Here is a 22,819-nt window from a genome sequence, read left to right on the forward strand (position 1 = left end):
AAAGGAATCCCTTTCTCTATATGTTCTCTGCCATTTCCTCTTTAAACCCGAAGAAATACGTAAAGATAAAACCAAATACATAAGCAATGACAAGACCAAGAAAATATAATAAATATTTATTATCAGCGATTAACGGAATTAACGATAATCCTGATACACCAATTCCGAGTGAAGCCGTTTTCATAACTGCCTGGAATGCACCGCCAACAGCTGCACCTAAACAAGCCGTAATAAACGGTTTACCAAGTGGTAATGTGACCCCATATAATAAAGGTTCGCCAATTCCTAAGAAACCAACCGGTAGTGCTCCTTTAATTACATTACGAAGACGCTTATTTTTCGTTTTTACATAAATAGCAATCGCTGCCCCAACTTGCCCCGCTCCTGCCATCGCTAAAACCGGTAGTAACGGTGTTACATGAGTTTGATTAATAAATTCCATGTGGATAGGTGTTAGACCATGATGTAGTCCCACCATAACGAGCGGTAAAAATGTTCCTGCGAGTACAGCTCCTGCGACCGCTCCCCCGACATTTAAAATTGCGTTAATACCACTTGTAATTCCATCAGATAGGAAACCAGCCACTGGTTGAATTGCTAACATCGTTACTAAGCTCACTGCTAATACCGTAATAAGCGGAGTCACTATAATATCCACTGCATTCGGTACTGCCTTTCGTACTTGTCTTTCCACTACAACCATAAGCCATGCTGCAAAGATTACAGCGAATAATCCACCGCGCCCCGGCACCATTGCTTCACCAAATAGTTTCACATTTGCCATAGCTGGGTTGAAAATTAAAATACCTGCAATCGCTCCGAGAACCGGAGTTCCGCCAAATTCTTTTGCCGTATTCCAGCCAACTAGAATACCTAAGAATGTAAAAATACCACCGCCAATTAAAAGTAACATTTGCAGCCATGTTGCATTTGGATCTGCCCCCGCATTTTTAGCAAAGTTGGCAACCCCATTTATAATTCCTGATGCAACAAGACCTGGAATTAATGGAATGAAAATATTACCGATTTTTCCTAATAAATTTTTAACAGGCGTATTATTTTTCTTCTTGATTGCTGATTTCATCTCTTGGCCAAGATCTTCAAGGTGGTAATCAGCAACATCACCAATTCGTAACCCTGTCAAAGTCTCCATTTCGGCTGCTACTTTATTTACAGTTCCAGGCCCAACTACGACCTGCAATGTTTCATCTTCAATCACACCCATGACACCGTCTACTTTTTTCAAAAGTTCCATATTTACTTTACTTTCATCATGAAGTGTTAAACGTAACCTCGTCATACAATGTGCAATACCACGAATATTTTTCGTTCCCCCAAGTTGCTCTGTAATCTCTTTTGCCATCCGCTGTTCTTTCTTCATTGTAAAATCCCCCTCCCCACTTTTTATAATGCCTTTTTCACAAATCCTTTCGCATCTGTTAATTTTTCAAGTGCTTCCCCATATTCGCACTGTAGTAATATCATGGCGATTGCTGCTTTCACATTACGCTTTGCTTTTTCGTAATATGCTTCCGCTTCTTTGTAATCTACTCCCGTCGCTTCCATAATAATTCGTTTGGAACGCTCGACTAACTTTTCATTTGTCGACTGAACATCAACCATTAGATTTTTATAGACTTTCCCTACGCCAATCATAGAAGCAGTTGAAATCATATTCAGTACTAACTTTTGTGCGGTTCCAGCCTTTAAGCGTGTAGATCCTGTTAACACTTCTGCACCTGTCTCTACTTCCACGCTAATTTTTGCAAATTTACTTACCTCTGCTCCCTTATTACAGGAAATGCTAGCTGTACTTGCTCCCGTAGAATTTGCATATTTTAATCCACCAATTACATAAGGTGTTCTACCACTTGCAGCGATTCCAATAACAGTGTCCTTATTACTTAACTGAATCGCCTTTAAATCATCTACTGCAAGATCTTCTCGATCCTCTGCACCTTCCACAGCTTTAGTAAACGCTTTCAATCCACCTGCTATAAATCCTTGTACCTGTTTCTCATCTGTCCCAAATGTCGGTGGACACTCGACAGCATCTAAAATTCCTAGTCGTCCGCTTGTACCAGCGCCAATATAAATTAATCGTCCACCATTTTGAAAAGATGAAACAACACTTTGAACAATTTTTTCAATTTGTTCGATTTCATTTTCAACCGCTACAGCGACTTTACAATCTTCTCGATTCATTGTTTGTAAAATTTCTCTTATGCTCATCTCGTCTAAATTCATCGTATTTTCATTTCGGTGTTCTGTTGATAAATTCTCTAACATATTCTCACCTTCTTTGAAATTTAATTTCACACTTTTATTATAACTTCACGAAACTTAAAATCAATATTTATATTACATTTTATGAAACTAAATTTCTTTTTATAACAAAATTGTGTCTATTTAACCAAAATAAAAAGATGAGTTTCATCTCATCTTTTCCTTTACTTCAATTTCCGTAATCGTACTGCTTCTTCTCTTGTTTCTGTAAATTTATCCAATACTTGATTACCTATCCTATTAAATGTAATCACATACAAAGCATCAATTATATTAAGTTGCGTCATTCTTGAAGCAATACTTGCAATGCGATGATCTTGTTCTACATCTGGCATACAAAGACGGATATGTGATTCTTTATATAACGGAGACGATTGATCTAGCTTTGTAATAGCGATAACAGTAGCACCTTGTCTACTAGCATATTGCGCCATTTCTAGTACATCCTTCGTCCGGCCAGATGTTGAAAGAGCGACAAATATATCTCCCTGTTTTAAGTTAGTAACAAGCGGGAGCATCATATGAAAATCAGATAGCATCATAGCCGTAAACCCTAGACGAGTAAACTTATACGCTCCATCCATTGCTGGCGTAGCTGATCCACCCACTCCATAAAATAATATTTTCTTTGCTCCTAAAATGGCATCTGCTGCTTTTTCTAACTCTTTTTTATCAATAGCAGTAATACCCGCTTCAATCGCAGCCTTATTGACATATGTAACTTTATTGAATAAATCAAACGGACTATCCTCTGTGTTCATCACTGAAAAATCATTAATATTATAATCGGCAATTGTTAATTCTCTAACAAGCGCTAACTTAAAAGCTTTAAAACTTCCTATACCAATCGTTTTACAAAAGCGTACGACACTTGCTTCACTGGATCCTGCATTATTAGAAACTTCCTTTGTTGTTAAATTAGGAACAAATTCTGCATTCTCCATTATATACTTGGCAACCTTTTTTTCAGCTGGTGAAAATTGATTCATATGATTTTCTATTTTAAATAGTAGCGTTGATGGTTTCACCATTCATCCCCCATTCCTTACGGTTGCTTTTATTTTTCATATCCCAATTCCATATCTTGCGAATCATAAAGATAAAAGACATCTTCACCAGGAGGATGAAACACATTTACAATTCGATCTCCTTTTTGATAGACCGTCCTTTCTCCTTCCGACCACTTCTTTTCCCATCCATTTATCCAAATTGCAGCATCAGGCAAAAAGGAAGTGTATCTATATCCTTTCGAATCATCTCCTGCAATATAAGAAGAGAAAACAGAAACAGGAAAATCTTTAACTTTTGATTCTTTTCCTAATGTAAATGGCAAACACATTAAAAGAATTACAACTACACATATAACTTTTTTCCATGTAATTTTCATTCATTTTTCTCCTTCTAGTACTAAAGCACACATAAATTTTAACACAATTACTACATAGAAACTCTATTTTCAATTGAGTTCATATTACATTTCACAATCAAAAAAAAGGAACTTATCGACATTCGATAAGCCCTTTCTTTACACAAAATACTTCTTCAATAACGGTGGTGTAATAATCGTCGTAAGGATAACAACAATTACAATTGCAGTGAAATTTTCTTTCGCTAACAAATTTGCTGCAAGTCCATTTGCTGCAATAATAAGTGCTACTTCTCCACGCGATACCATCCCAGCCCCAATGCTAATCGAAGACTTTAAGTTAAAACCTGTTAACCTCGCTCCTAAGCCTGATCCCACTAGCTTTGTGATAATGGCAACAATCGTCATGATGACAATAAACCAAATTTGGTTTCCGATACCTTGAAATGTAATCTCCATCCCGATGCTAACAAAAAAGATTGGTACAAAAATCGCATAAGCAATCGGTTCTATTTTATGTTCTACTTCGTGTTTATATGTTGTTTGTGAAATGGCAATCCCCGCAGCAAATGCACCAATGATACCAGCAATCCCCATTTGCTCACTATAGTAAGCAAATGAAAAACAAATAATAAGTGCTGCACTAATTAACGCCTCTGACACACGGAGCGGCACCAACATTTTCATAATCCACGGAACCACTTTCCATCCAATGAAAACAATACTTACGAAAAAAATGATTTTCTTAGCGATAACAAGTGTAATACTCACATCTTGTGTGCCTAAAAAACTCATAACAAAGGCTAATAAAATAACAACGATAACGTCATCAAATACAGCAGCCCCTAAAATCGTTGTACTTTCCCTTGTATTCATTTTCCCTAAGTCTCGCAATGTTTGAACAGAAATACTCACTGATGTTGCACAGAGCAGTAATCCTAGGAAAATAGCATGTGATTGTAACATCCCAAATGCGAGTCCCGCCAAATATCCGCCGAGGAAAGGAAAAATGATACCTCCCATCGCTACTGCGAATGAAGATTTCAAATTACGATTTAATTCCTCCAAATCAGTTTCTAATCCTGCCATAAACATGAGTAACAGAACACCAATTTCACTAAGTTCATCAATAAGTTCAGAACTATTAATAATTCCAAAAACAGCGGGACCAATAATAATTCCAACAATTAATTTTCCTAGTACCGATGGTTGACCAAGTCTAACACTAATATCACCAGCTAATTTCGTACAAAGTAAAATAACGACAATTTCAAAATAAAACAGCATAATATCTTCTCCTACTTTATAAAATACATCTATTTTTGGTGTTAGTTTTTCCTTACATCTAAGATTTTATTTGTTTTATTTTTATTTGACAAAATATTCTGAATTATAATAAAATGACTACAGCAATTCTAGATTTTTTATCAAAGCACACAACTGTACCTCTATTCGCTTATGGACTATTTTGCAGTGGGCTCGTATTATATTCGCAGTTGTGAAAATCGAAGAATGAGGGGAGAGTCCAAGTGAAATCATTATTACGAAAAAAACCACTTACTACTGAATCACCACGGCAATTAGAAAGAACGTTAACTGCGTTAGATTTAACCTTTTTAGGAATTGGAGCTGTAATTGGGACAGGTATTTTCGTCTTAACAGGAATTGTTGCGGCCAAACATTCTGGTCCTGGTATTATGCTATCTTTTCTTATTGCTGCATTTACCTGTGCATGTGTGGCCTTCTGCTATGCAGAATTTGCTTCTTCTATCCCTATTTCAGGAAGCGTTTACACATATGCGTATATGACAGTTGGAGAAGTCGTTGCCTTCATTGTTGGCTGGTGTTTAATGCTAGAATATTTACTGGCAGTTGCGGCGGTTGCTGTCGGATGGTCAGGATATTTACAATCGTTACTTTCCGGATTTAATATTCATCTACCCGCCATTATCGCCTCGGCCCCTGGAATGGGAAAAGGCGGAATAATCGATTTACCAGCTGTATGTATTTTACTTTTTATTACACTGCTTCTTAGCTTCGGTGTACGCGAAAGTGCTCGTATTAATAATATTATGGTATTAGTTAAATTAGCAGTGATTATTGCCTTTATCGTAGCAGGTGCAAAATACGTCAAACCGGAAAATTGGACACCGTTTTTACCATTTGGATATGATGGGATTATTACAGGTGCAGCAACAGTATTTTTTGCTTTTCTAGGATTTGATGCCATTGCAACAGCTGCTGAAGAAACGAAAAAACCACAGCGAGATTTACCAATTGGAATTATCGGTTCCCTTCTCATTTGTACGGTACTCTATATGATTGTATCCTTTGTTTTAACAGGGATGGTTCCTTATACACAACTAGATGTTTCAGATCCAGTTGCTTTTGCGCTTCATTTCGTTGGTGAAGACACCATTGCTGGATTATTAGCTGTCGGTGCAATGACAGGAATGACAACCGTTATTTTAGTCGTTATGTATGGGCAAGTTCGCGTTTCCTATGCAATGAGCCGTGACGGGCTACTTCCAAAAGCATTAGCTCGCGTGAATCAAAGAGTTAAAATACCTCTATTAAATACGTGGATTACTGGCATTGCAGCAGCTTTATTAGCAGGATTACTAGATTTACATCTACTTGCAAATTTAGTGAACATCGGTACACTAACAGCCTTTACATTCGTTTGCTTTGCTGTACTTATTTTACGCAAAACACACCCAGATTTAAAAAGAGGTTTCCGTGCACCATTCGTACCTATATTACCAATTGTTGCAATTTGTTGTTGTCTCTATTTAATGATTAACCTTTCTGCAACAACTTGGAAAGGATTTGCTGTTTGGCTTGTCATTGGACTATGTGTATATTTCTTCTACTCTAGACGTAATAGCCATTTACTGACCAAAGAAAATAATGGTGAACAAAAAAAAGCATGAAAAACAGCTCGCTATATTAGCGAGCTGCTTTACGTTCGAGTTTGTTTTTTTGTTAACGTTTGTAGAATGAACAATATGTCGATGCAAGCTGTAAACCAGGCACAATTTCTTATTGATGACGAGTAATTTACAATACCAATCGTAATTACAATCATCATTACAACCAATTGGTACACAAGCTTCCAGTTTCGCATATCCATTCTCTTTTATCCCGCATGAACTGCCCACAAAAGCCCGATTAGTGTGGGCTAGCAATCAGTGGGGGATGAAGAAATCCCCCACTGATTAAAGTTTCACTTTATTATTTTGTTTCCTTCTTTTTCTTTTTCCATGCAGTTACACTATCAAAGAAAAAGTTAATAAACAATGCTCCTAATCCTGCTAATAGAAAAGTCATTAAAAACAGAACCCATTTGCTTTTATCTTTCAAAAAATAATATCCAACAAGGAGCACAACTGCAATCCATACATATTCAAGAATTCTTTTTAGCTTTTGCTCTTCCAAATCTTTCGCTCCCTTATCCTGTCTTTCTACTTTTAGTATAACAAAAAAGAAGCTTGCCATGACAAGCTTCTTTTTTTGTTTACTTATTTACACTCTTTTCAACAAGCTGCATCGCATATTCTAATGTACGATTCATTGTTTCTACATACTGATCTTTTACTTTTGTATCTTTTACTACAGATTCCGCTACTTTGATTTTTCCTTCTAATGCTTTAACTGGAACTTCTTGATATTGTCCTGGTTCTTGTCCTACTTGAACTTTCGCTAATAAAGCTTTTGCTGCATCAATTGTTTTTTGTAATTTCTCTTTTGGCGTTTCTGGTTTTTGGTCAACTACTTTTGATTGAACAAATGTTTGATGTGCTGTTTTTAAACTCTGATATGCCCCAACTGCTTGCTCACCTGTCGTCGCCATATTTTCAAATACTGCTTTTGCTCCATTATAACTTGTTTGTAATTCTGTAAAGGCAGCTTGTGAATATTGGCCCAGCTTTTCACCGAATTCATAAGAACCGGCTAATGTTTCTTTTGCTTTACCAATCTCTTCATATAAAGCATTTAATTCTTCTAGTTTTGTGCGATTTGTAAACTCATTGTATGCCGCTACTATTTCAGATGAAGTAAGTGCTTTACTATATAATTTTGCAAGCGCCACTTGTCCATGTAATGGAACTCCACCGTTACCATCGCTTGTTGGATCTGCACCAATCGTGAATGGTACATTCGGATGATATACTTTACCTGTCACTGGCTGACTATTTACTTTTTTTCCATCTACATAGATTGCTAATTCATTTCCATTATACGTTCCTGTTAAATGATATGTTTTATTTCCCTCTAATTGTGTACCTATACGTTTATAGCTACCACCAATATGAGCCCATAATTCTACATATCCAGTTCCAGTAGATTCGAATCCAATTCCGCCGCTCTCTGTATTTTCCATAATAGCTTGACCGCGAATTTCATTCATAGAAAATACCGTTTCTAATGTAAATGTATTCGCCACTTTCTCTTTTTGCGCTGCTGAAAACGGGATATAGCCAAATGTGTTTGCTTTTCCATTTAATTTCATTACATGCTTTTTCAATGCTTTATCATATTCAATTGATACATTCCCTTTTACATCGCCTTTACTTCCAAATGATGAGTTATCTTTAAATGTACCATCTAAAAAGTTAACATCAAATACATCCGCCTTTGGCACTTTCACATTCGGATCAATAATTTCTTTTTTCGTTGTTACTTCTGCTTGTAATGGCTGTTCACTTTCATTTTCGAATGAATCGATCGCAACTGCTTCTAGCGTGTATGTTTTTCCACTATCTAGCCCACCTAATGTAAACGTAAGTTCTTTTGGCACTGGATCACGATAAAACTCTGAGAATGCTAATAACTTATTTTTAATTTCTCCTGTTTCTTTATCTCTTGCTTGTAAACGATAAGAATGAACAAGTAGATTATCCACTGCTTGCGGGAAAGTCGCTGTTACTGAACTCTCAGTTACATTTGAAACTTTTAACTTTGCATTTTTCTCGAAAGATGGTTTTTCTTTATCGCGGCTTTCCACATGTTTAAACGATTCTTTTTTAGCTGGTAGTTGAACCTTCCATGGTTCACCTGTCCAAGAATTCGTATGGAAATCACGACGATTAATTGTTACTTCTTTATCGTCTACCTCTACTAATAAACCTTGGCTTAAATCGCTTGCACCTGGCGGAATATTACCTTGAACTTTCCCGCCCTCTACTTCCATATAACTTACTGAAGATGTTCCAACAGATGTAAAGTCTTTTTGATGAATGGATCTTGGATCATCTAATGGATAGTGCGAATGACCAGAGAATGTAATTACTTGCGGATAATCCTTTAATACTTCATTAATTTTTGCACTGTCCTTCGTTCCCCATTCATGACTACCATACACAGTTTCTTTAATATGCTGGTGCAAGAACACGAAAATTGGTTTTTCTGGATCATCAGCTTTTGCTTTCGCAATTTCTTCTTTCAACCAATTAATTTGTTTATCAGAATAATATCCATGTGTCGTTCCATCTTCTGGTGACATAACAAGGAAGTGATATCCCTTCACGACTTTATGATAATAAATAGATTCCATTCCTGTCTTTTCTAAGAAACGTTTTTGTGCATCCTCTGCCGATAAACCATTCCAATAATCATGGTTTCCAAGTGAATTCATTCTCACTGCATCTTTATTGGCATATTGATTATATACTTGCATAAAACGATCATATTGCTGATTAGACCCTGAATCTGTAAAATCACCAACGATAACAAATGCGTCTTGTTTTGGCGCAAGTGTATTAAACTGTTCAATCGCTCTTTTCCAACGGAACGTATCATCTGTTCCGCTATTTTTAATATGTACGTCACTTACAACCGGAAAGACAAGTTTTTTCTCCTGCGGTTTTTCCTCTTGTTTCTTCTCTTCCGTTTGTGCGGAAGTGTTCCATGGAAACGATACAAACGCTAAAATGAAAACTGCTAATAATCCAATAAGACCTTTTACCTTCTGAAACATGTTCCTACTCACGTAAATCCTCCTCATATGTTTGATTCAGTACAAGGATTATTGTATCTAACACATATTAACCTCGTTTAAACGAATAATGAAAAATATTACATCTTTGTAAACATACAGTCAGTTTCCTGTAAAGTTCCACAACAGCTATATAAATACAAATAAAAAACGACATAAAACCTTTATTTTTAGGTGGGAGAGAGCATCCGGCCGTGCATAGAAGCGGTCAGATCCTCTTCCTGCCCCATGCCAAGTTAAAACAAAAAGAAAGAAAAAAACGAGTGCAGGTCACCTTTTGTTCTTCATAGCCGCAACTTATATGTTGGCAAATCGAAATGGAACAACTATATATCACTCATATATAGTTGTTCCATTTAAATCTCTATTAGACTAAATAGTAGATATGATGTCGATTAGCCCTACTGGAATATATAAAAGGATTTAAATTTACAATCTAGAAACAGTATTATGTGATAACCAAAAGATGTTTGGAGGATAAAAGTAGATTTTAATCACATAAATCACAATATAAAAAGATAATCTATGTTACAAAAGGTGCTTTCTGTATATGAAAGCACCTTTTAAGTCCAATACTTTTTCTATCGTCTAAAATACTTTTAATCAAACAAAAGTCTCATCATCTTTCACATAGACTCCGCTTTATTTTTCTTTTTCACAAACTTGAAAATGAACATTCCTATCACAATGAAACAAACAACCCCTAGTATCGGTAATGTATATTGTTCAACAATCGTACCTGCTTTTTTCCAATGAGGTCCTAATTTCAATCCTACATATACATATAGCGTTGTGAGTGGCAACATCGCTATAAATGTGTATATGCTAAATTGCCAAATGTTCATTTTGGCGATTCCACATGGAACTGAAATAAGTGTACGAACCCCTGGAATAAATCGGCCAAGAAACGCCACAGCTGGTCCATATTTTTCAAAGAAATGATCTGCTTTTTGAATCTGTTCTTCCTTTATAAAAAAGTATTTTCCATATTTCAGTAATAACGGTCGACCACCATAATAACCGAGCACATATAGTGTTAGCGGCCCCGTCGTTCCTCCGATCGTTCCAGCTAATACTGCGAGCCAAAAATTCATATCTCCTTCGTATACCCAATATCCAACAAGCGGCAACACAATTTCTGCTGGAATAAACTCAAATGTTAATGCTAGAATTACACCGAAATAAGAAAACTGCTTTAAATACTCAATTACATCTAAAATAAACTGCTCCATTTATGAACTCCTATCCTTTATTTAAATTATATTTTTCTTGTAAGTGCTTCGGTGCCATTTTCACAATTCGCTGTAAAATAAATAAGACAACAGCAATATCATCTAATCCCCCAAAGAATAGCAAAAAATCAGGGATAATATCAAATGGAAATACGACATACCCGATTAAAAATACAATCGATAATACTTTCTTTTTCATAGCGACTTCTTTTGATGTAAAAAAGTCATATAAAAATGGACCAAATTGACGAAAATGAAGCATAAATCGAAATCGGTTTATAAACTTTTTCATTTTTCACCTCTCCTTTTTCTGCATACAAAAAGGACCTTTACCAAATATAGTAAAGGTCCTAAAAAAAACAATAAGGGGCCTTTACCATTGCTGGTAAAGGTCTCACTAACAACAAATCGTTGCCAATAAAGCCGAGGGTTTCTCCCTGTAATGACGACTTTATTGTGACAAGTTACTCCCCTTTATATACGCAATCTTATAAAATCACCTTAAAATATTTGATAGAACTTGTCAATCTTTTTTGGTTATCCTTCATTAATAGGCTGATACATACTCGCTATGGCTTGCATTTCAGAACTTGGTGCTGGTGATAGCTGATAATACCCTTTCTTCACCATATACTGCCAAATGTCATAAGCATGGTGACTACTATTTAAAAAGGTATTTTCTAAAAGCGTTCTTAACTCTGGATTCGCACACTCTAATAAAGAACCTGCACAATTAAACGCAGAAGACTTTTGGTTCAATAAATATCCAGTCGCAATTGCTCGATCATTAGGTGGTTGTGCAATGACGCTTGGTGTAACGGGGGAATACTCTTGTGAAGGTGCCTCTGTATACGAAGCTAATACTGGTTTTAATTTAGACGGCTGAAACTTTGATATATTTGGAGTTGTCTCACCTTGTATAAATTCCACCTTCAAATTATAATCTTGCACATGAAGAGGAAGATGATTCTGTAACATTTGTTTCAACTCATCATCCTGTGCTTGCTGTATATATGTAGACATCGTATTAATTGTGTTATAGTCTCCCGCTATCAGTTCACTTAAGTCACGTAATTCATGCGTTGCTAATTGCATTTCTATTCCCCCTTTCTATAATTCCTTTCTAGCATCTCCTAAAAAAACAAAAATACCATATAAAAATCCACATCATTGCGAATTTTTATCCCGCATTAACGGGCAGTAAGACCCCTCCTCAAAATTCAGCGAAAGCAAAGAAATTAGGTGGGGAATCAACTGCCCGTAAAAGCCCGATTGGTTCAACTAATAATTGATGTGAGGCAAAGCCCCACACCAATTAAAGTTTCACTTTATATGGTATAAATTAAAGCGGATTACACTTTGGCATCTCTAATCCAGAAGCTTGTGCTAGTTTCAATAAATAATAGCATTCTTCCCTTGCCATATGGTCTGCCATTCTTCCAGATATTAAGCTTAATACTTGATTAGATAACTCTAATTCTTCTAATTCGTGAAGAAAACGGGAGAATAGTGTTAATTCTAATGAAACATCTTTTGTAAATTTTTTTAGAGCTGGAAAAGAATGCAGTTCCGCCCGTAAGTAACCTGTCATTTCCACAGCTTTTAAATAAAACTGTTCAAAATGCTTTTCATATTCTTCACTCTTCTCTTTCAGTCGTTTCTCGACCAGATCTAATCCACCTGAAATGGCACCTGCATGACCCGCTGCATCCGTTAGCCAAGCAAGATGATAATGCAATTCATGAAAAACAGGTGGCACTTCTCCTTTTATTAAATATTCTAATACCGTTATGTACTCTTCCACTTCGTTCACCATATGGTTAATAAAAGTTGGTGTAAAATGAATGACAATTTTTCCTTCCAGTTGCTTTTGTATAATATTTAACTTAAATTTTCTAATTTCCTCTGCTACTTTATGTGCATCTTTCGCAAATGCAATCAAATTTACCGTATGAATATTACTGAGGAATCTATCAAATGTTTGGACAAAATACATCGCTTTTTGAATATCTTCACTTTCATTTTGAGCTAAAGCATCTAAAAGAAACTGCGCATGATCGCCAAGAACCTTCAACCAGAATTTATGTTCAAACAACGCGATTTCTTCATACGTACTATTCATCCGGTTAACTCCCCCCTTATCTACTCTTTCGGCGCAATTAGAATTCTATACTGGTCAGGATCATGTACAATAATACCTCTTTTCTCCGTTTTACAGCTCTCTAATTCTTGAAATGACACACAATAGAACTCTAATTTTTTTCGTACTTTTTCCATATCACAAAATGGCAAACTAAAATTTATATAAGAAGGCACTTCCTCACCGAAATCCCCGCCTTTTTCCCTATTTAAAACGAAGCAAATTCTCGTTGCACCAATATCATACCAAACGCCAGGCACATGTAATTGTGGCCGGTGTCTACTCGGCTGAAATCCCAGGATACCTTCATAAAAATATAATGTTTCCTTTAAATTTCTTACTTCTAATACAATACAATTTGTAATAGTCTCCACGTACATTTCCTCCTTGACCCTACTAGTTTTTCTATATGAGTCATAAATAACAATTATGTCTGAATACAATACATAGTGATGAATGTTTCACTTATAAAGGAGGTTTGCATTATGGACAAATTTATGAAATCTTACACACCTTACCATAGTCCAAAAGATCCTTGTCCGCCGATTGGAAAGAGATTTTATTCAACCCCTCCTCATTTATATATGGGATTCCAACCAACTAATTTACCACAATTCCCTCCAAGAGACGCCTTACAAAAAGGCACTTTATGGCCTGCTCTTTATGATTATTATGAAAGCCCCCATAAGAAAGGAAGGTGACAAGAATCGTGACTCAAACACTGCCAGATGAATATTATGAATGGATAAAAGAGTTGCAAGAACTCGATTTTGTATTAGTTGAACTTACGCTTTATCTAGATACTCATCCAGATGATGTTACAGCGATAAATCAATTTAATGATTTTTCCTATAAAAGAAGATTGCAAAAGCAAAAAATTGAAGAAAAGTATGGCCCACTCCAACAGTTTGGTAATAGCTACTCTAATGCTCCGTGGGAATGGAGTAAAGGTCCTTGGCCATGGCAAATATAAAGGAGAGAAAATATGTGGATATATGAAAAAAAATTGCAATACCCTGTAAAAGTAAGTACTTGTAATCCAGCACTTGCAAAATTATTAGTTGAGCAGTACGGTGGTGCAGATGGCGAATTGGCAGCCGCTCTCCGTTATTTAAACCAGCGCTACACGATTCCTGATCAAGTAATAGGTTTATTAACAGATATCGGTACGGAAGAATTTGCTCATCTTGAAATGATTGCAACAATGATTTATAAATTAACAAAAGACGCGACCCCTGAGCAGATGAAAGCAGCTGGACTAGATGCTCAGTACGCTAATCATGATAGTGCACTATTTTATCACAATGCAGGCGGCGTTCCGTTTACAGCCACATACATACAAGCAAAAGGTGATCCAATTGCAGACTTATATGAAGACATTGCTGCAGAAGAAAAAGCAAGAGCAACTTATCAGTGGCTCATTGATTTATCAGATGATCCTGATATAAATGATAGCCTCCGCTTTTTACGTGAGCGCGAAATCGTTCATTCTCAGCGTTTCCGCGAAGCTGTTGAAATTTTAAAAGAAGAACGCGATCGAAAAATTTATTTTTAATTTTTCCAGCTACACATATCCTATTGATATGTGTATTTTTTATTGTCCATCTATCTTTCCCTAACTTCCATACCAATGTTTTTCCAAAAAGGCATAATTATTCAACTTAACGCATTATTTTTAAAATTTTTTAAAGTTTCCTGTTGCTTTCTAGTCATCAGACGATTAAAATTATAACAGTTACTCGACAAATTATTTGAATTTTCGACAAAAAGATATTTAGGAGGATTTTCTATACATGCGTACAACTTTAAAGCCATCGCAAATTCTCTCCATTAGCTTATTGCTATTTGCAGTTTTTTTCGGCGCTGGTAATATGATTTTCCCGCCACTTCTTGGGCTTTCTTCAGGAGAAAACATGTGGGTTTCTATTTCAGGATTTATTATTACAGATGTAGGTTTATCATTATTAGCAATCGTCGCCGTTGCTCTTGCAGGTGGTAGTTTTAAAAATTTAGCGAGCCGTGTTCATCCAAAATTCGCAGCAGTACTAGCTATCATTATCTATCTTTCCATCGGCCCACTATTTGTTATTCCACGAACTGGATCTGTTTCTTATGAAATTGGAATCGCACCACTTTTTAATGATCAATGGTACTCCATGTTACTATTTAGCTTTATTTTCTTTACGGTTGTTTACTTCTTATCATTAAACCCATCTAAATTAGTTGATCATATTGGAAAAATATTAACACCAATTTTACTTGGAGTTATTGCAGTTATGGCAACGAAGGCAATCCTTTCACCAACAGGTTCATTTGAAAATCCTGTCGGCGATTATAAAGAGATTCCATTTTTCAAAGGTTTTTTAGAAGGATTTTTAACATTAGATGCGATTGGTGCTCTCGTTTTGTCAACAATTGTCGTAAATGCGATTCGTCAAAACGGTGTAACGGAAAAAGCTTCTATCGCAAAATACACAATTATTTGCGGAAGTATCGCTGCTTTCTTTTTAACGATTGTTTATTTCTTGCTTGGCTATATCGGAGCATCGAACGGAAACCTTGGTCAATTTGAAAACGGCGGTCAGCTATTAGCAACTGTTATGTACCAATTATTTGGGACAAGCGGTAATGTTTTGCTAAGCATCGCAATTATATTTGCTTGCTTAACGACAGCTATTGGTGTAGTTAGTGCATTTGCCAACTATTTTACAAATATATTAACTAATGTCTCGTATAAAAAACTTGTATTATATGTTTGTATTTTCAGCTTTATCATTTCAAATCTAGGACTAAGCTTATTAATCAAAATTACATTACCTGTGTTAATTATTCTTTATCCAATTACAATTATTTTAATTTTTGTATCATTTATTGATAAATATACGAAGCGTAAACCATCTGTATACATCGGTGCAATGATCGCTGCATTCATCATTAGCTGCATTCACGCGCTTGATAATGTGGGAATGATGCCAGCTGCTATTACATCTATTGTAAGCACAATTCCTTTTTACAAATTAGGAATTGGTTGGATTGTCCCAGCAATTATTGGAGGTATTGTCGGATACTTTATCCCGCAGACACAAACTGAAGGTGAAGTTTCTACTAAATAAAGAAAGAAGCAAGCATTCATCAATGCTTGCTTCTTTTTCATTTTCTATCACTTAATACAGTATTTGTACAAGAACGAACGGTTAATATGTAATAACAGTTTCCTAGGCTCTTTACATCGTATGTTTAAATGTAAATAACTCTTCTTTAGGAAGTGAAATAGACTTTACTTCTTCTACTTCCTCGTCTTTGTTCATTTCTCCTAACCTTACTTTTGCTATCGCATCCTCTATACTTCGTGCAATCATATTCCCTGAAAAAATAGTAAGCCCAAAGAAAGTAATTGGTACGAGCGGGATCCATGGATGCACTGATAGAGAGCGAAAGTATACACCTATTAAACCAGACCATTCATGTGTGTAAGAATCTAACTCTTTGACCATTCCTCCAAACTGGACCGTCCCTCCAAAAAACACTTCAAGTAATCCTAAATGAAGAAAAAGAATCAACGTTTGAATAAACTGCTGCATCAATACAAGTACAAACGTCATATATAAGTGCGGAAACACATGTTTCACAACAATATGCCGCTTACTTCCTCCTAGTATACGAGCAGCGTCTATAAACTCTTCCTTTTGTAATTTCCGCACTTCATTCGCAATATAGAGAGAAATTGTAGGAAGTGCAAGCACAATAAACAATATGACTTGAAATGATGCCCTCTCAAAGAAACTAGTCGTCTCTGCTCCATTCACAAAACTAGTTGCAAACTGAAGAAAGAAATATGCAATCATAACAGTTGGAATAACTGTAAAACTATCAAAAAACGCTTCAATTTTTGAAAACCCTCTTTTTACATAGGTTCCTAATATAACACCAAAAAAGATACCTAAAACCACCCGCATCATCGCAATAAAAGCGGATATACCAATAGTCCACTTCGCCCCTTCAATGACTAAATGTAAAAGATCATAACCTTTTCGATCTGTTCCTAATAAAAATTTTGATGAAGGCGAAAATGGTGGAGCTTCTACATTTCCTTGCGCGTCATATTGCAGCGAAACTTGGCGAATATGCCCTCCATTCCACAATGTATTCCCAATGCTAAGTCCAACTAACACGACAAGAAATAAAATACTAAACCAAAACTTTTTATCGCGCTTTATATATTTCCACATCTCTTACGCCCTCTCTTTCATCGCATCTGGAACGAAATAATGAAATGACTTAAATAGAACAAAGATCGGGATATAAATAAGTAAGATGCTCATTGTAAAAACTTCAATCGGTTGATAATTTTTAATGAATACAAAAATACCATGTGTGTTAAAAAGCCATTCTATAATATACAAATTTGATAACATAAACCAAATATTTGTTTTCGCAAAAAACAATGTACTAAGCAACACATTCCGCAATACATGACGATTTAAAATATAGAAACGATCAAATCCTTTCGCCCGTGCAAATAATACATAATCTTTTTCTAATTCTGTTTCAAAGCGAAGTAGTAACAACTTCACAAACATAATTGTAGTAGGAACACTCAAGCAAATAATTGGTAACCCCCGAATTGATTCTCCACTTAACGCAGCAATTTTGACAGGTAAAAACCCTGTCTTTTGAAAAAACCATACGACAAGAATTTGCGATCCGATAATAAGAAGAATGTCTGGGATGGACTCAAGAAAAAGCAGAAATGTTTTAATGCGCCGCTGTATATGCGAACGACTTCTCATCATCATATACACAATGCAGAAAGCTATACATAATGAAATAAAAAATGAAGCTAAAAAAAGAATCATCGTTTCTTTATAATGAATAAATAGTTGTGGAAATAACGGTCGATTCATCCCATACGTTAAGTTTGGAACATCTATCAGTTTCATAACTGACATCTTTAAAGCCTGTACATACTGTGAAAAATTAATATGTAAGCCTTCGAATAGTTTTGGAAGAGCACCTAAACAAATAATACCAATAACAGAAAGAATAAATTGCACTGTAATCTCTATTCCATTTGAAATCATCTTTCTTGTCATTTTCCCCCTTCTCTCTATACAAATTTCCATTCTATTGATACTCTGCTTTATTTTATAAATAATTTTCAGAATTGTAAATATTTTCTACAAAAAAGAATCACTAGATTATGATCCTAGTGATTCTTTTTGCACGCGTTTTTCATTTCTAACAAATGGAATATACAATAATAAGCACCCTATAAACGCAGCGATTTCTAATGAAATAATATAGTATGGATGCGTACCTAACATATCAAGTAATGAAGCTGTTTCTGGTTTATACGCCAAAAACATATAATTACCACCGGTTTTATAATTCACAAACGAAACAATTGGAATCAATATGTTTAAAAAAATCATCGTACGCTTGATTGATTGAAAAGTCGGCCTATACCCTTCTACCCATGTCATAAAGAGCGGTGCCAAAATGAGTAATACATGTGCGATGAAATATTCTATGAAGCGAAAATGCGGAAAAGCATATTGTAAGTTTGGAGTTAAAATGGCTTGTGATGCCCCAATAATCCCTGTAAAAAAGACAACTTCATATACTTTATAACTTTTTGTAATAACCATTATTGTTGCTAATACTAAACTAATGGTACATAACTCAAATGGTAATGATGTACTCAACTGAAAAATTCCAGCCTTCACTTGCCACACATCAAGTCCGATTTCACTTCCAATAAATAAAAAAGCAATTGTATATCGAACTCTTACGTTCCATTGTTGCTCACGAAGTATGTCTTGATAATGATAAAGAAAATAAACTCCTACACCGATAAGAAAAAGTATAATGACATGTTGTTTTGAATACGGAACAAATGACTCTGACGGAAATGCTCCAAAATACGCCTCCATATTCCTCACTCCTTTCCTTCATACAATATTATTGTAAGAAAGAAAAGACGCGTCAAACAATCTGCTTTTCCCCTAAACAAAAGCGCCACTCTTGTACAAATCCCCTCTCAATATATCAACCTTACAAAACTGTAATGTTATTGTAAGCTAAAACGATTTGTCATATTTTCTCTCTCTTCTATACTGAAAACAGATACAAAAACGAGCGAAAAGGTGATAAATAAATGAAAAAGAAAAATAAAGTAATCATTACTGGTTTAGTAACAATTGGAATTGCAGCAGGTTCATATTTTGCTCTTGCTGGCGGTGGCGATGTAGCGAAAGCTTACAGCAGCTATAAAGTATCAGAAAAGCAAATTGAAAATGCACAAAAATTTGGTGGCGAAGTCATTCCAAATGGTATTGAAACAATCTCATTTGATCCTTCAAAAGGAACCTATGAGCTAGCTGTAAAAAAAGGTGATGAAGTCAAAAAAGGACAGCTACTCTTTAAATACAATGATCCTACTATGAAGCTAGGTGTAACGGAAGCAGAAATGCAAAAGAAATTAGCTGATAAAGAAGTAGCATTACTCCAGAAACAAATTGATACAGCAAAACAAAAATTACAAAAAGATAAAAATGCCGGTTCACCTGGGGAGATGCTAAAAGCAACAGAAACTGAAATCACACAACTTGAATCACAACTTGAAATGAAAAAATTTGAAGTTGAAAAAGCTGATCAAATGATTCAAACAAACAAAGAAAAACTCACTACACTTTCTGTAACAAGCCCAGCTGATGGCGTAATTGAAGAAATTGCAAAAAATGCGAATGAAAAAACAGGTATGAGCGGTATTACCCTTCGCACTGCCGGTCCTCTCAAAGTAAAAAGTCAGCTATCAGAATATGAATTAGCCCAAGTAAAAGTTGGGCAAGAAGTAACTGTTACATCCAAAACGGTACCAGGAAAAAAATGGACTGGTAAAGTCACAGAAATCGGTACAACACCAGTAAAGAGCATGGATGAAAACAAGACAGTATCTAACTATCAATTTATTGTTACATTAGATAATAATGAAGAATTACAAACGGGCTTCCACGTATACGTAACAAGCAAGTCTGGTGAAGCAACTGGTACAGTTGTTCCAAAAAGCAGCATTGTGAAAAAAGGCGATAAAAATGTTGTATTTATCGTGAAAGATGGTAAGGCAAAGGAACAAGCTGTTACTGTTGAATTTGAAACAGATAGCGAAGCAAAAGTGTCTGGCGTAAAAAAAGGTGACCAAATCATCTCTAAACCAGAAAAAGACTTAAAAGATGGTATGGAGGTTAACGCCCAATGATTGACTTAAGAGGCATCACGAAAGCCTTTCAAAACGGTGAAGAAACAGTTCAAATCTTACATGGTATTGATGTAACACTTAATCAAGGCGAATTCACTTCTATCATGGGGCCGTCTGGTTCTGGTAAATCAACATTAATGAATATTATCGGCTGCTTAGATAAGCCGACAAGTGGAACTTATTCGTTAGCTGGACAGAACATTTCAAACATGTCTGAAACGGAGTTAGCTCATATTCGTAATAAAGAAATCGGATTTGTATTCCAAAACTTCATGCTTCTCCCACGTCTCAATGCACTACAAAACGTAGAATTACCTCTTATCTACGCTGGAGTAGATAAAAAAGAACGACGTGAACGTGCATTAGCTGCACTAACAAAAGTAGGTCTAGCAGATCGTGCCACGCATTTGCCAAATGAATTATCTGGTGGACAAAAACAGCGTGTTGCCGTTGCTCGTGCAATTGTAAATAATCCAAAGTTCATTTTAGCTGATGAACCAACTGGTGCGCTTGATACAAAGACAAGTAAACAAATTATGGACCTCTTTTACGAATTAAACAAACAAGGCTCAACAATCATTATGATTACCCATGATCGTGAAATTGGGGAAGCGGCAGCACGCCAAATTGTAATTCGTGACGGAAATATCGTCCAAGATTGGAGAGGTTAATTTTGAACATAAACGAAAATATACGCATGGCCCTTTCCTCTATCTTCGCTCATAAAATGCGTTCTATTTTAACGATGTTGGGGATTATTATTGGGGTTAGCGCCATTATTACAATCATCTCTATTGGGGATGGAACAAATGCCAAGTTCCGTGAACAAATTGGTAAAGAAAAGAAAGATCAATTTTCAGTAAACTATACAACAGAAGATTATTCTGATATGGATGGAAAAATATCTGCAAGCATGTATGACAATGTCTCAAAAATTTCTGGTGTTCAAGATATATATCCTGATGTTAGAGGAAAAGAGAAAGTATATGCCGGAAAAAAAGAATTAGATATTGATATAACTGGTGTAAAAGGCGATTACTTTGAAGATACATCTCGCTTCAAACTTGAGCACGGCAGGTTGTTCACTGCCACTGATTTAGATAAACCTGAACATACAATCGTATTACACAAAGATGCATTTGATAAATTGTTCCCTTCTTGGGAGGAAGGTTTATATGTTGATATAAAAGGTACTCCTTATAAAGTAGTGGGTGTATATTCTATCAAAGCAATGATGGGTGGCATGGAGTTTAAAGAAGGTGCTATCTCTGCTGAAAACTGGCCTGTTCTATTTGGGAAAAATAATTATGACGGCTTAACAGTAAAAATTGCTCCAGGTCAAGATAAGCAAGCTGTGCAAGATGCAGTTGTAAAATCATTAAATGATGCGAAAAAACCAGAGCATACTGGGAAGTTCAAAGTACCAAATCCACAAGACGCTTTAAAAGAGATTGATAGCTTCACAGGCATATTAAAAAGTGTATTCGGTGGTATTGCAGCAATTTCACTTTTAGTTGGTGGTATTGGTGTTATGAATATCATGCTTGTATCAGTAACAGAACGTACGCGTGAAATTGGTATCCGTAAAGCACTTGGTGCAACGCGCGGGAAAGTATTGATGCAGTTTCTCATTGAATCTTGTATCTTAACAGCATTGGGCGGATTCATTGGATTTGTGCTCGGTATTTTCTTCGCTTGGATCGTTGCAATATTCGCTGGATGGCCACTTGTTGTTTCCGTAAAATTAGGTTTAATTTCAGTAGCATTATCTATGTTAATCGGTATTCTATTCGGATTACTGCCAGCTAATAAAGCTGCGAAACTTGATCCGATTGAATGTTTACGATATGAATAAACGAAAGGTTGCCTATCATAAGGCAACCTTTTTTATATTATTGAAGATTCCATACCAGCTCTCAATCTTCTCATAAACTCACTCTTACTATTCTCGTGAGCAAAGGCATGTTTAGGAACAATATTTGCACTCATCGAGCTAACATAAATAAAAATGTATGCCTCATTTTCTTCTACCTTCTCGATTCCTTTCCAATTTAGCTTTGTCTCTCCACCATTATTTGTTTCAATAATTCCTTCATCTATTATTTGTACATTATGCGTACCTAGTAAATTGCTATAGCTTCCTTCTTTCAGCATCTTATTAATATTTCTTTCAATATGTTTATAGAAATATGCAGGATAAAACAAAATCCATATAATTCCTGATAGTAAAAAAAATAAAAGGTACCTCCGTATATACTTGGCCTGGTGGTCCTAACAAAAAAGCACCAAGTGGAACAGCAAAAAAAATAATAGCTACAATGTAACGTTGAAGAAATAAAGAACGCATTACTGTTTTAGAATGCCTCGCATAATGCAGATTAAATGCAATAAAATCTTGTTCCTTTAACGTATATTCTATTTGCATTTCTCCATCTCCATTTCCTACTAAAAGTTCCCTCTATTGTATCATTCATACATTTCTACTTCTCTAGATTTTTCTCGACAAAAAAGCCATCATGTATACATGATAGCTTCATAC

The 22,819-nt window shown here is 35.6% G+C and carries 26 protein-coding genes; 8 read left to right on the forward strand and 18 right to left on the reverse strand.

The window, feature by feature from the left end; all coding sequences use genetic code 11:
- Nucleotides 1-16 precede the first annotated feature (16 nt).
- The 5 genes from C568_RS0117955 to C568_RS0117975 all read right to left on the reverse strand — a co-directional run bounded on the left by C568_RS0117955 (nt 17) and on the right by C568_RS0117975 (nt 4,939).
- On the reverse strand, nt 17-1,381 hold the full coding sequence (locus C568_RS0117955; protein ID WP_003195446.1) for a PTS transporter subunit EIIC: 1,365 nt from the start codon (nt 1,379-1,381) through the stop codon (nt 17-19).
- 23 nt (nt 1,382-1,404) lie between these two features.
- Entirely contained in the window at nt 1,405-2,289 is an 885-nt protein-coding gene (murQ, locus tag C568_RS0117960) for an N-acetylmuramic acid 6-phosphate etherase (RefSeq protein ID WP_018782339.1), read from the reverse strand.
- A gap of 161 nt (nt 2,290-2,450) precedes the next feature.
- Nucleotides 2,451-3,314, reverse strand: coding sequence for a MurR/RpiR family transcriptional regulator (locus C568_RS0117965; protein WP_018782340.1), 864 nt, complete (start codon nt 3,312-3,314; stop codon nt 2,451-2,453).
- Nucleotides 3,315-3,343: 29 nt separating this feature from the next.
- On the reverse strand, nt 3,344-3,673 hold the full coding sequence (locus tag C568_RS0117970) for a hypothetical protein (RefSeq protein WP_006093639.1): 330 nt from the start codon (nt 3,671-3,673) through the stop codon (nt 3,344-3,346).
- Nucleotides 3,674-3,811: 138 nt separating this feature from the next.
- On the reverse strand, nt 3,812-4,939 hold the full coding sequence (locus tag C568_RS0117975; protein WP_003205947.1) for a cation:proton antiporter: 1,128 nt from the start codon (nt 4,937-4,939) through the stop codon (nt 3,812-3,814).
- A 242-nt stretch (nt 4,940-5,181) separates the two neighbouring features.
- On the opposite strand from C568_RS0117975, the gene C568_RS0117980 reads away from it, so the two are divergent.
- A complete protein-coding gene (locus C568_RS0117980; protein WP_003195436.1) occupies nt 5,182-6,585 on the forward strand; it encodes an amino acid permease in 1,404 nt (467 codons plus the stop codon).
- Between the two features lie 29 nt (nt 6,586-6,614).
- On the opposite strand, the gene C568_RS34825 is transcribed toward C568_RS0117980, so the two are convergent.
- The 8 genes from C568_RS34825 to C568_RS0118015 form a co-directional block, all read right to left on the reverse strand.
- On the reverse strand, nt 6,615-6,779 hold the full coding sequence (locus tag C568_RS34825) for a hypothetical protein (RefSeq protein WP_042511318.1): 165 nt from the start codon (nt 6,777-6,779) through the stop codon (nt 6,615-6,617).
- Nucleotides 6,780-6,886: 107 nt separating this feature from the next.
- Nucleotides 6,887-7,090: a hypothetical protein gene (locus C568_RS0117985; RefSeq protein ID WP_003195434.1), complete on the reverse strand. Its 204-nt coding sequence runs from the start codon at nt 7,088-7,090 to the stop codon at nt 6,887-6,889.
- Between the two features lie 79 nt (nt 7,091-7,169).
- A complete protein-coding gene (locus C568_RS0117990; RefSeq protein ID WP_033794538.1) occupies nt 7,170-9,632 on the reverse strand; it encodes a LamG-like jellyroll fold domain-containing protein in 2,463 nt (820 codons plus the stop codon).
- Between the two features lie 644 nt (nt 9,633-10,276).
- On the reverse strand, nt 10,277-10,882 hold the full coding sequence (locus C568_RS0117995; RefSeq protein ID WP_018782343.1) for a DedA family protein: 606 nt from the start codon (nt 10,880-10,882) through the stop codon (nt 10,277-10,279).
- Between the two features lie 10 nt (nt 10,883-10,892).
- A complete protein-coding gene (locus C568_RS0118000; RefSeq protein ID WP_018782344.1) occupies nt 10,893-11,174 on the reverse strand; it encodes a YkvA family protein in 282 nt (93 codons plus the stop codon).
- Nucleotides 11,175-11,419: 245 nt separating this feature from the next.
- The gene (locus C568_RS0118005) at nt 11,420-11,977 is read right to left on the reverse strand and encodes a spore coat protein (RefSeq protein WP_018782345.1); all 558 of its coding nucleotides are present in this window, start codon (nt 11,975-11,977) and stop codon (nt 11,420-11,422) included.
- 247 nt (nt 11,978-12,224) lie between these two features.
- Nucleotides 12,225-13,004: a DUF2935 domain-containing protein gene (locus tag C568_RS0118010; protein WP_018782346.1), complete on the reverse strand. Its 780-nt coding sequence runs from the start codon at nt 13,002-13,004 to the stop codon at nt 12,225-12,227.
- Between the two features lie 20 nt (nt 13,005-13,024).
- A complete protein-coding gene (locus C568_RS0118015) occupies nt 13,025-13,396 on the reverse strand; it encodes a VOC family protein (protein ID WP_003195422.1) in 372 nt (123 codons plus the stop codon).
- A 111-nt stretch (nt 13,397-13,507) separates the two neighbouring features.
- On the opposite strand from C568_RS0118015, the gene C568_RS0118020 reads away from it, so the two are divergent.
- The 4 genes from C568_RS0118020 (at nt 13,508) to brnQ2 (ending at nt 16,135) form a co-directional block, all read left to right on the forward strand.
- Complete coding sequence (locus C568_RS0118020) at nt 13,508-13,723, forward strand: spore coat associated protein CotJA (protein WP_016113226.1); 216 nt, start codon at nt 13,508-13,510, stop codon at nt 13,721-13,723.
- An 8-nt stretch (nt 13,724-13,731) separates the two neighbouring features.
- Entirely contained in the window at nt 13,732-13,995 is a 264-nt protein-coding gene (locus C568_RS0118025) for a spore coat protein CotJB (protein WP_003195420.1), read from the forward strand.
- A 12-nt stretch (nt 13,996-14,007) separates the two neighbouring features.
- Nucleotides 14,008-14,577 carry a spore coat protein CotJC gene (gene cotJC / locus C568_RS0118030; protein ID WP_003195416.1) on the forward strand — a complete coding sequence of 190 codons (570 nt, stop codon included), beginning with the start codon at nt 14,008-14,010 and terminating at the stop codon, nt 14,575-14,577.
- Between the two features lie 238 nt (nt 14,578-14,815).
- Nucleotides 14,816-16,135: a branched-chain amino acid transport system II carrier protein BrnQ2 gene (gene brnQ2 / locus C568_RS0118035; protein ID WP_018782347.1), complete on the forward strand. Its 1,320-nt coding sequence runs from the start codon at nt 14,816-14,818 to the stop codon at nt 16,133-16,135.
- A 111-nt stretch (nt 16,136-16,246) separates the two neighbouring features.
- Here the strand turns inward: brnQ2 and C568_RS0118040 are convergent, their stop codons facing one another.
- The 3 genes from C568_RS0118040 to C568_RS0118050 all read right to left on the reverse strand — a co-directional run bounded on the left by C568_RS0118040 (nt 16,247) and on the right by C568_RS0118050 (nt 18,955).
- A complete protein-coding gene (locus tag C568_RS0118040) occupies nt 16,247-17,251 on the reverse strand; it encodes an ABC transporter permease (protein WP_006093630.1) in 1,005 nt (334 codons plus the stop codon).
- A 3-nt stretch (nt 17,252-17,254) separates the two neighbouring features.
- On the reverse strand, nt 17,255-18,115 hold the full coding sequence (locus C568_RS0118045; protein ID WP_018782348.1) for an ABC transporter permease subunit: 861 nt from the start codon (nt 18,113-18,115) through the stop codon (nt 17,255-17,257).
- A gap of 105 nt (nt 18,116-18,220) precedes the next feature.
- A complete protein-coding gene (locus C568_RS0118050) occupies nt 18,221-18,955 on the reverse strand; it encodes a YwaF family protein (RefSeq protein WP_018782349.1) in 735 nt (244 codons plus the stop codon).
- A 224-nt stretch (nt 18,956-19,179) separates the two neighbouring features.
- Here C568_RS0118050 and C568_RS0118055 point away from each other — a divergent pair, with 224 nt between their 5' ends.
- The 3 genes from C568_RS0118055 to C568_RS0118065 are packed head-to-tail and all read left to right on the forward strand — an operon-like array spanning nt 19,180 to nt 22,135.
- Complete coding sequence (locus tag C568_RS0118055) at nt 19,180-20,280, forward strand: efflux RND transporter periplasmic adaptor subunit (RefSeq protein ID WP_018782350.1); 1,101 nt, start codon at nt 19,180-19,182, stop codon at nt 20,278-20,280.
- The gene (locus C568_RS0118060; RefSeq protein WP_018766880.1) at nt 20,277-20,951 is read left to right on the forward strand and encodes an ABC transporter ATP-binding protein; all 675 of its coding nucleotides are present in this window, start codon (nt 20,277-20,279) and stop codon (nt 20,949-20,951) included. The genes C568_RS0118055 and C568_RS0118060 overlap by 4 nt, the downstream gene beginning before the upstream one ends.
- A 2-nt stretch (nt 20,952-20,953) precedes the next feature.
- Entirely contained in the window at nt 20,954-22,135 is a 1,182-nt protein-coding gene (locus C568_RS0118065; protein WP_018782351.1) for an ABC transporter permease, read from the forward strand.
- A gap of 32 nt (nt 22,136-22,167) precedes the next feature.
- Here the strand turns inward: C568_RS0118065 and C568_RS35590 are convergent, their stop codons facing one another.
- The gene (locus tag C568_RS35590; protein WP_231398883.1) at nt 22,168-22,434 is read right to left on the reverse strand and encodes a YcxB family protein; all 267 of its coding nucleotides are present in this window, start codon (nt 22,432-22,434) and stop codon (nt 22,168-22,170) included.
- 25 nt (nt 22,435-22,459) lie between these two features.
- Nucleotides 22,460-22,705 carry a hypothetical protein gene (locus C568_RS35595; RefSeq protein WP_231398885.1) on the reverse strand — a complete coding sequence of 82 codons (246 nt, stop codon included), beginning with the start codon at nt 22,703-22,705 and terminating at the stop codon, nt 22,460-22,462.
- Nucleotides 22,706-22,819: the final 114 nt, after the last annotated feature.

Source organism: Bacillus sp. 95MFCvi2.1 (assembly GCF_000374965.1).
In the GTDB taxonomy this organism is placed as follows: Bacteria; Bacillota; Bacilli; order Bacillales; family Bacillaceae_G; genus Bacillus_A; species Bacillus_A pseudomycoides.

What these genes read in the sequence shown, in the direction of transcription:
- C568_RS0117955 (WP_003195446.1), bottom strand. Translation starts at nt 1,381, where the DNA reads ATGAAGAAAGAACAGCGGATGGCAAAAGAGATTACAGAGCAACTTGGG.
- murQ (WP_018782339.1), bottom strand. Translation starts at nt 2,289, where the DNA reads ATGTTAGAGAATTTATCAACAGAACACCGAAATGAAAATACGATGAAT.
- C568_RS0117970 (WP_006093639.1), bottom strand. Translation starts at nt 3,673, where the DNA reads ATGAAAATTACATGGAAAAAAGTTATATGTGTAGTTGTAATTCTTTTA.
- C568_RS0117975 (WP_003205947.1), bottom strand. Translation starts at nt 4,939, where the DNA reads ATGCTGTTTTATTTTGAAATTGTCGTTATTTTACTTTGTACGAAATTA.
- C568_RS34825 (WP_042511318.1), bottom strand. Translation starts at nt 6,779, where the DNA reads ATGCGAAACTGGAAGCTTGTGTACCAATTGGTTGTAATGATGATTGTA.
- C568_RS0117990 (WP_033794538.1), bottom strand. Translation starts at nt 9,632, where the DNA reads ATGTTTCAGAAGGTAAAAGGTCTTATTGGATTATTAGCAGTTTTCATT.
- C568_RS0117995 (WP_018782343.1), bottom strand. Translation starts at nt 10,882, where the DNA reads ATGGAGCAGTTTATTTTAGATGTAATTGAGTATTTAAAGCAGTTTTCT.
- C568_RS0118000 (WP_018782344.1), bottom strand. Translation starts at nt 11,174, where the DNA reads ATGAAAAAGTTTATAAACCGATTTCGATTTATGCTTCATTTTCGTCAA.
- C568_RS0118005 (WP_018782345.1), bottom strand. Translation starts at nt 11,977, where the DNA reads ATGCAATTAGCAACGCATGAATTACGTGACTTAAGTGAACTGATAGCG.
- C568_RS0118010 (WP_018782346.1), bottom strand. Translation starts at nt 13,004, where the DNA reads ATGAATAGTACGTATGAAGAAATCGCGTTGTTTGAACATAAATTCTGG.
- C568_RS0118020 (WP_016113226.1), top strand. Translation starts at nt 13,508, where the DNA reads ATGGACAAATTTATGAAATCTTACACACCTTACCATAGTCCAAAAGAT.
- cotJC (WP_003195416.1), top strand. Translation starts at nt 14,008, where the DNA reads ATGTGGATATATGAAAAAAAATTGCAATACCCTGTAAAAGTAAGTACT.
- brnQ2 (WP_018782347.1), top strand. Translation starts at nt 14,816, where the DNA reads ATGCGTACAACTTTAAAGCCATCGCAAATTCTCTCCATTAGCTTATTG.
- C568_RS0118040 (WP_006093630.1), bottom strand. Translation starts at nt 17,251, where the DNA reads ATGTGGAAATATATAAAGCGCGATAAAAAGTTTTGGTTTAGTATTTTA.
- C568_RS0118045 (WP_018782348.1), bottom strand. Translation starts at nt 18,115, where the DNA reads ATGACAAGAAAGATGATTTCAAATGGAATAGAGATTACAGTGCAATTT.
- C568_RS0118050 (WP_018782349.1), bottom strand. Translation starts at nt 18,955, where the DNA reads ATGGAGGCGTATTTTGGAGCATTTCCGTCAGAGTCATTTGTTCCGTAT.
- C568_RS0118055 (WP_018782350.1), top strand. Translation starts at nt 19,180, where the DNA reads ATGAAAAAGAAAAATAAAGTAATCATTACTGGTTTAGTAACAATTGGA.
- C568_RS0118060 (WP_018766880.1), top strand. Translation starts at nt 20,277, where the DNA reads ATGATTGACTTAAGAGGCATCACGAAAGCCTTTCAAAACGGTGAAGAA.
- C568_RS35590 (WP_231398883.1), bottom strand. Translation starts at nt 22,434, where the DNA reads ATGCTGAAAGAAGGAAGCTATAGCAATTTACTAGGTACGCATAATGTA.
- C568_RS35595 (WP_231398885.1), bottom strand. Translation starts at nt 22,705, where the DNA reads ATGCAAATAGAATATACGTTAAAGGAACAAGATTTTATTGCATTTAAT.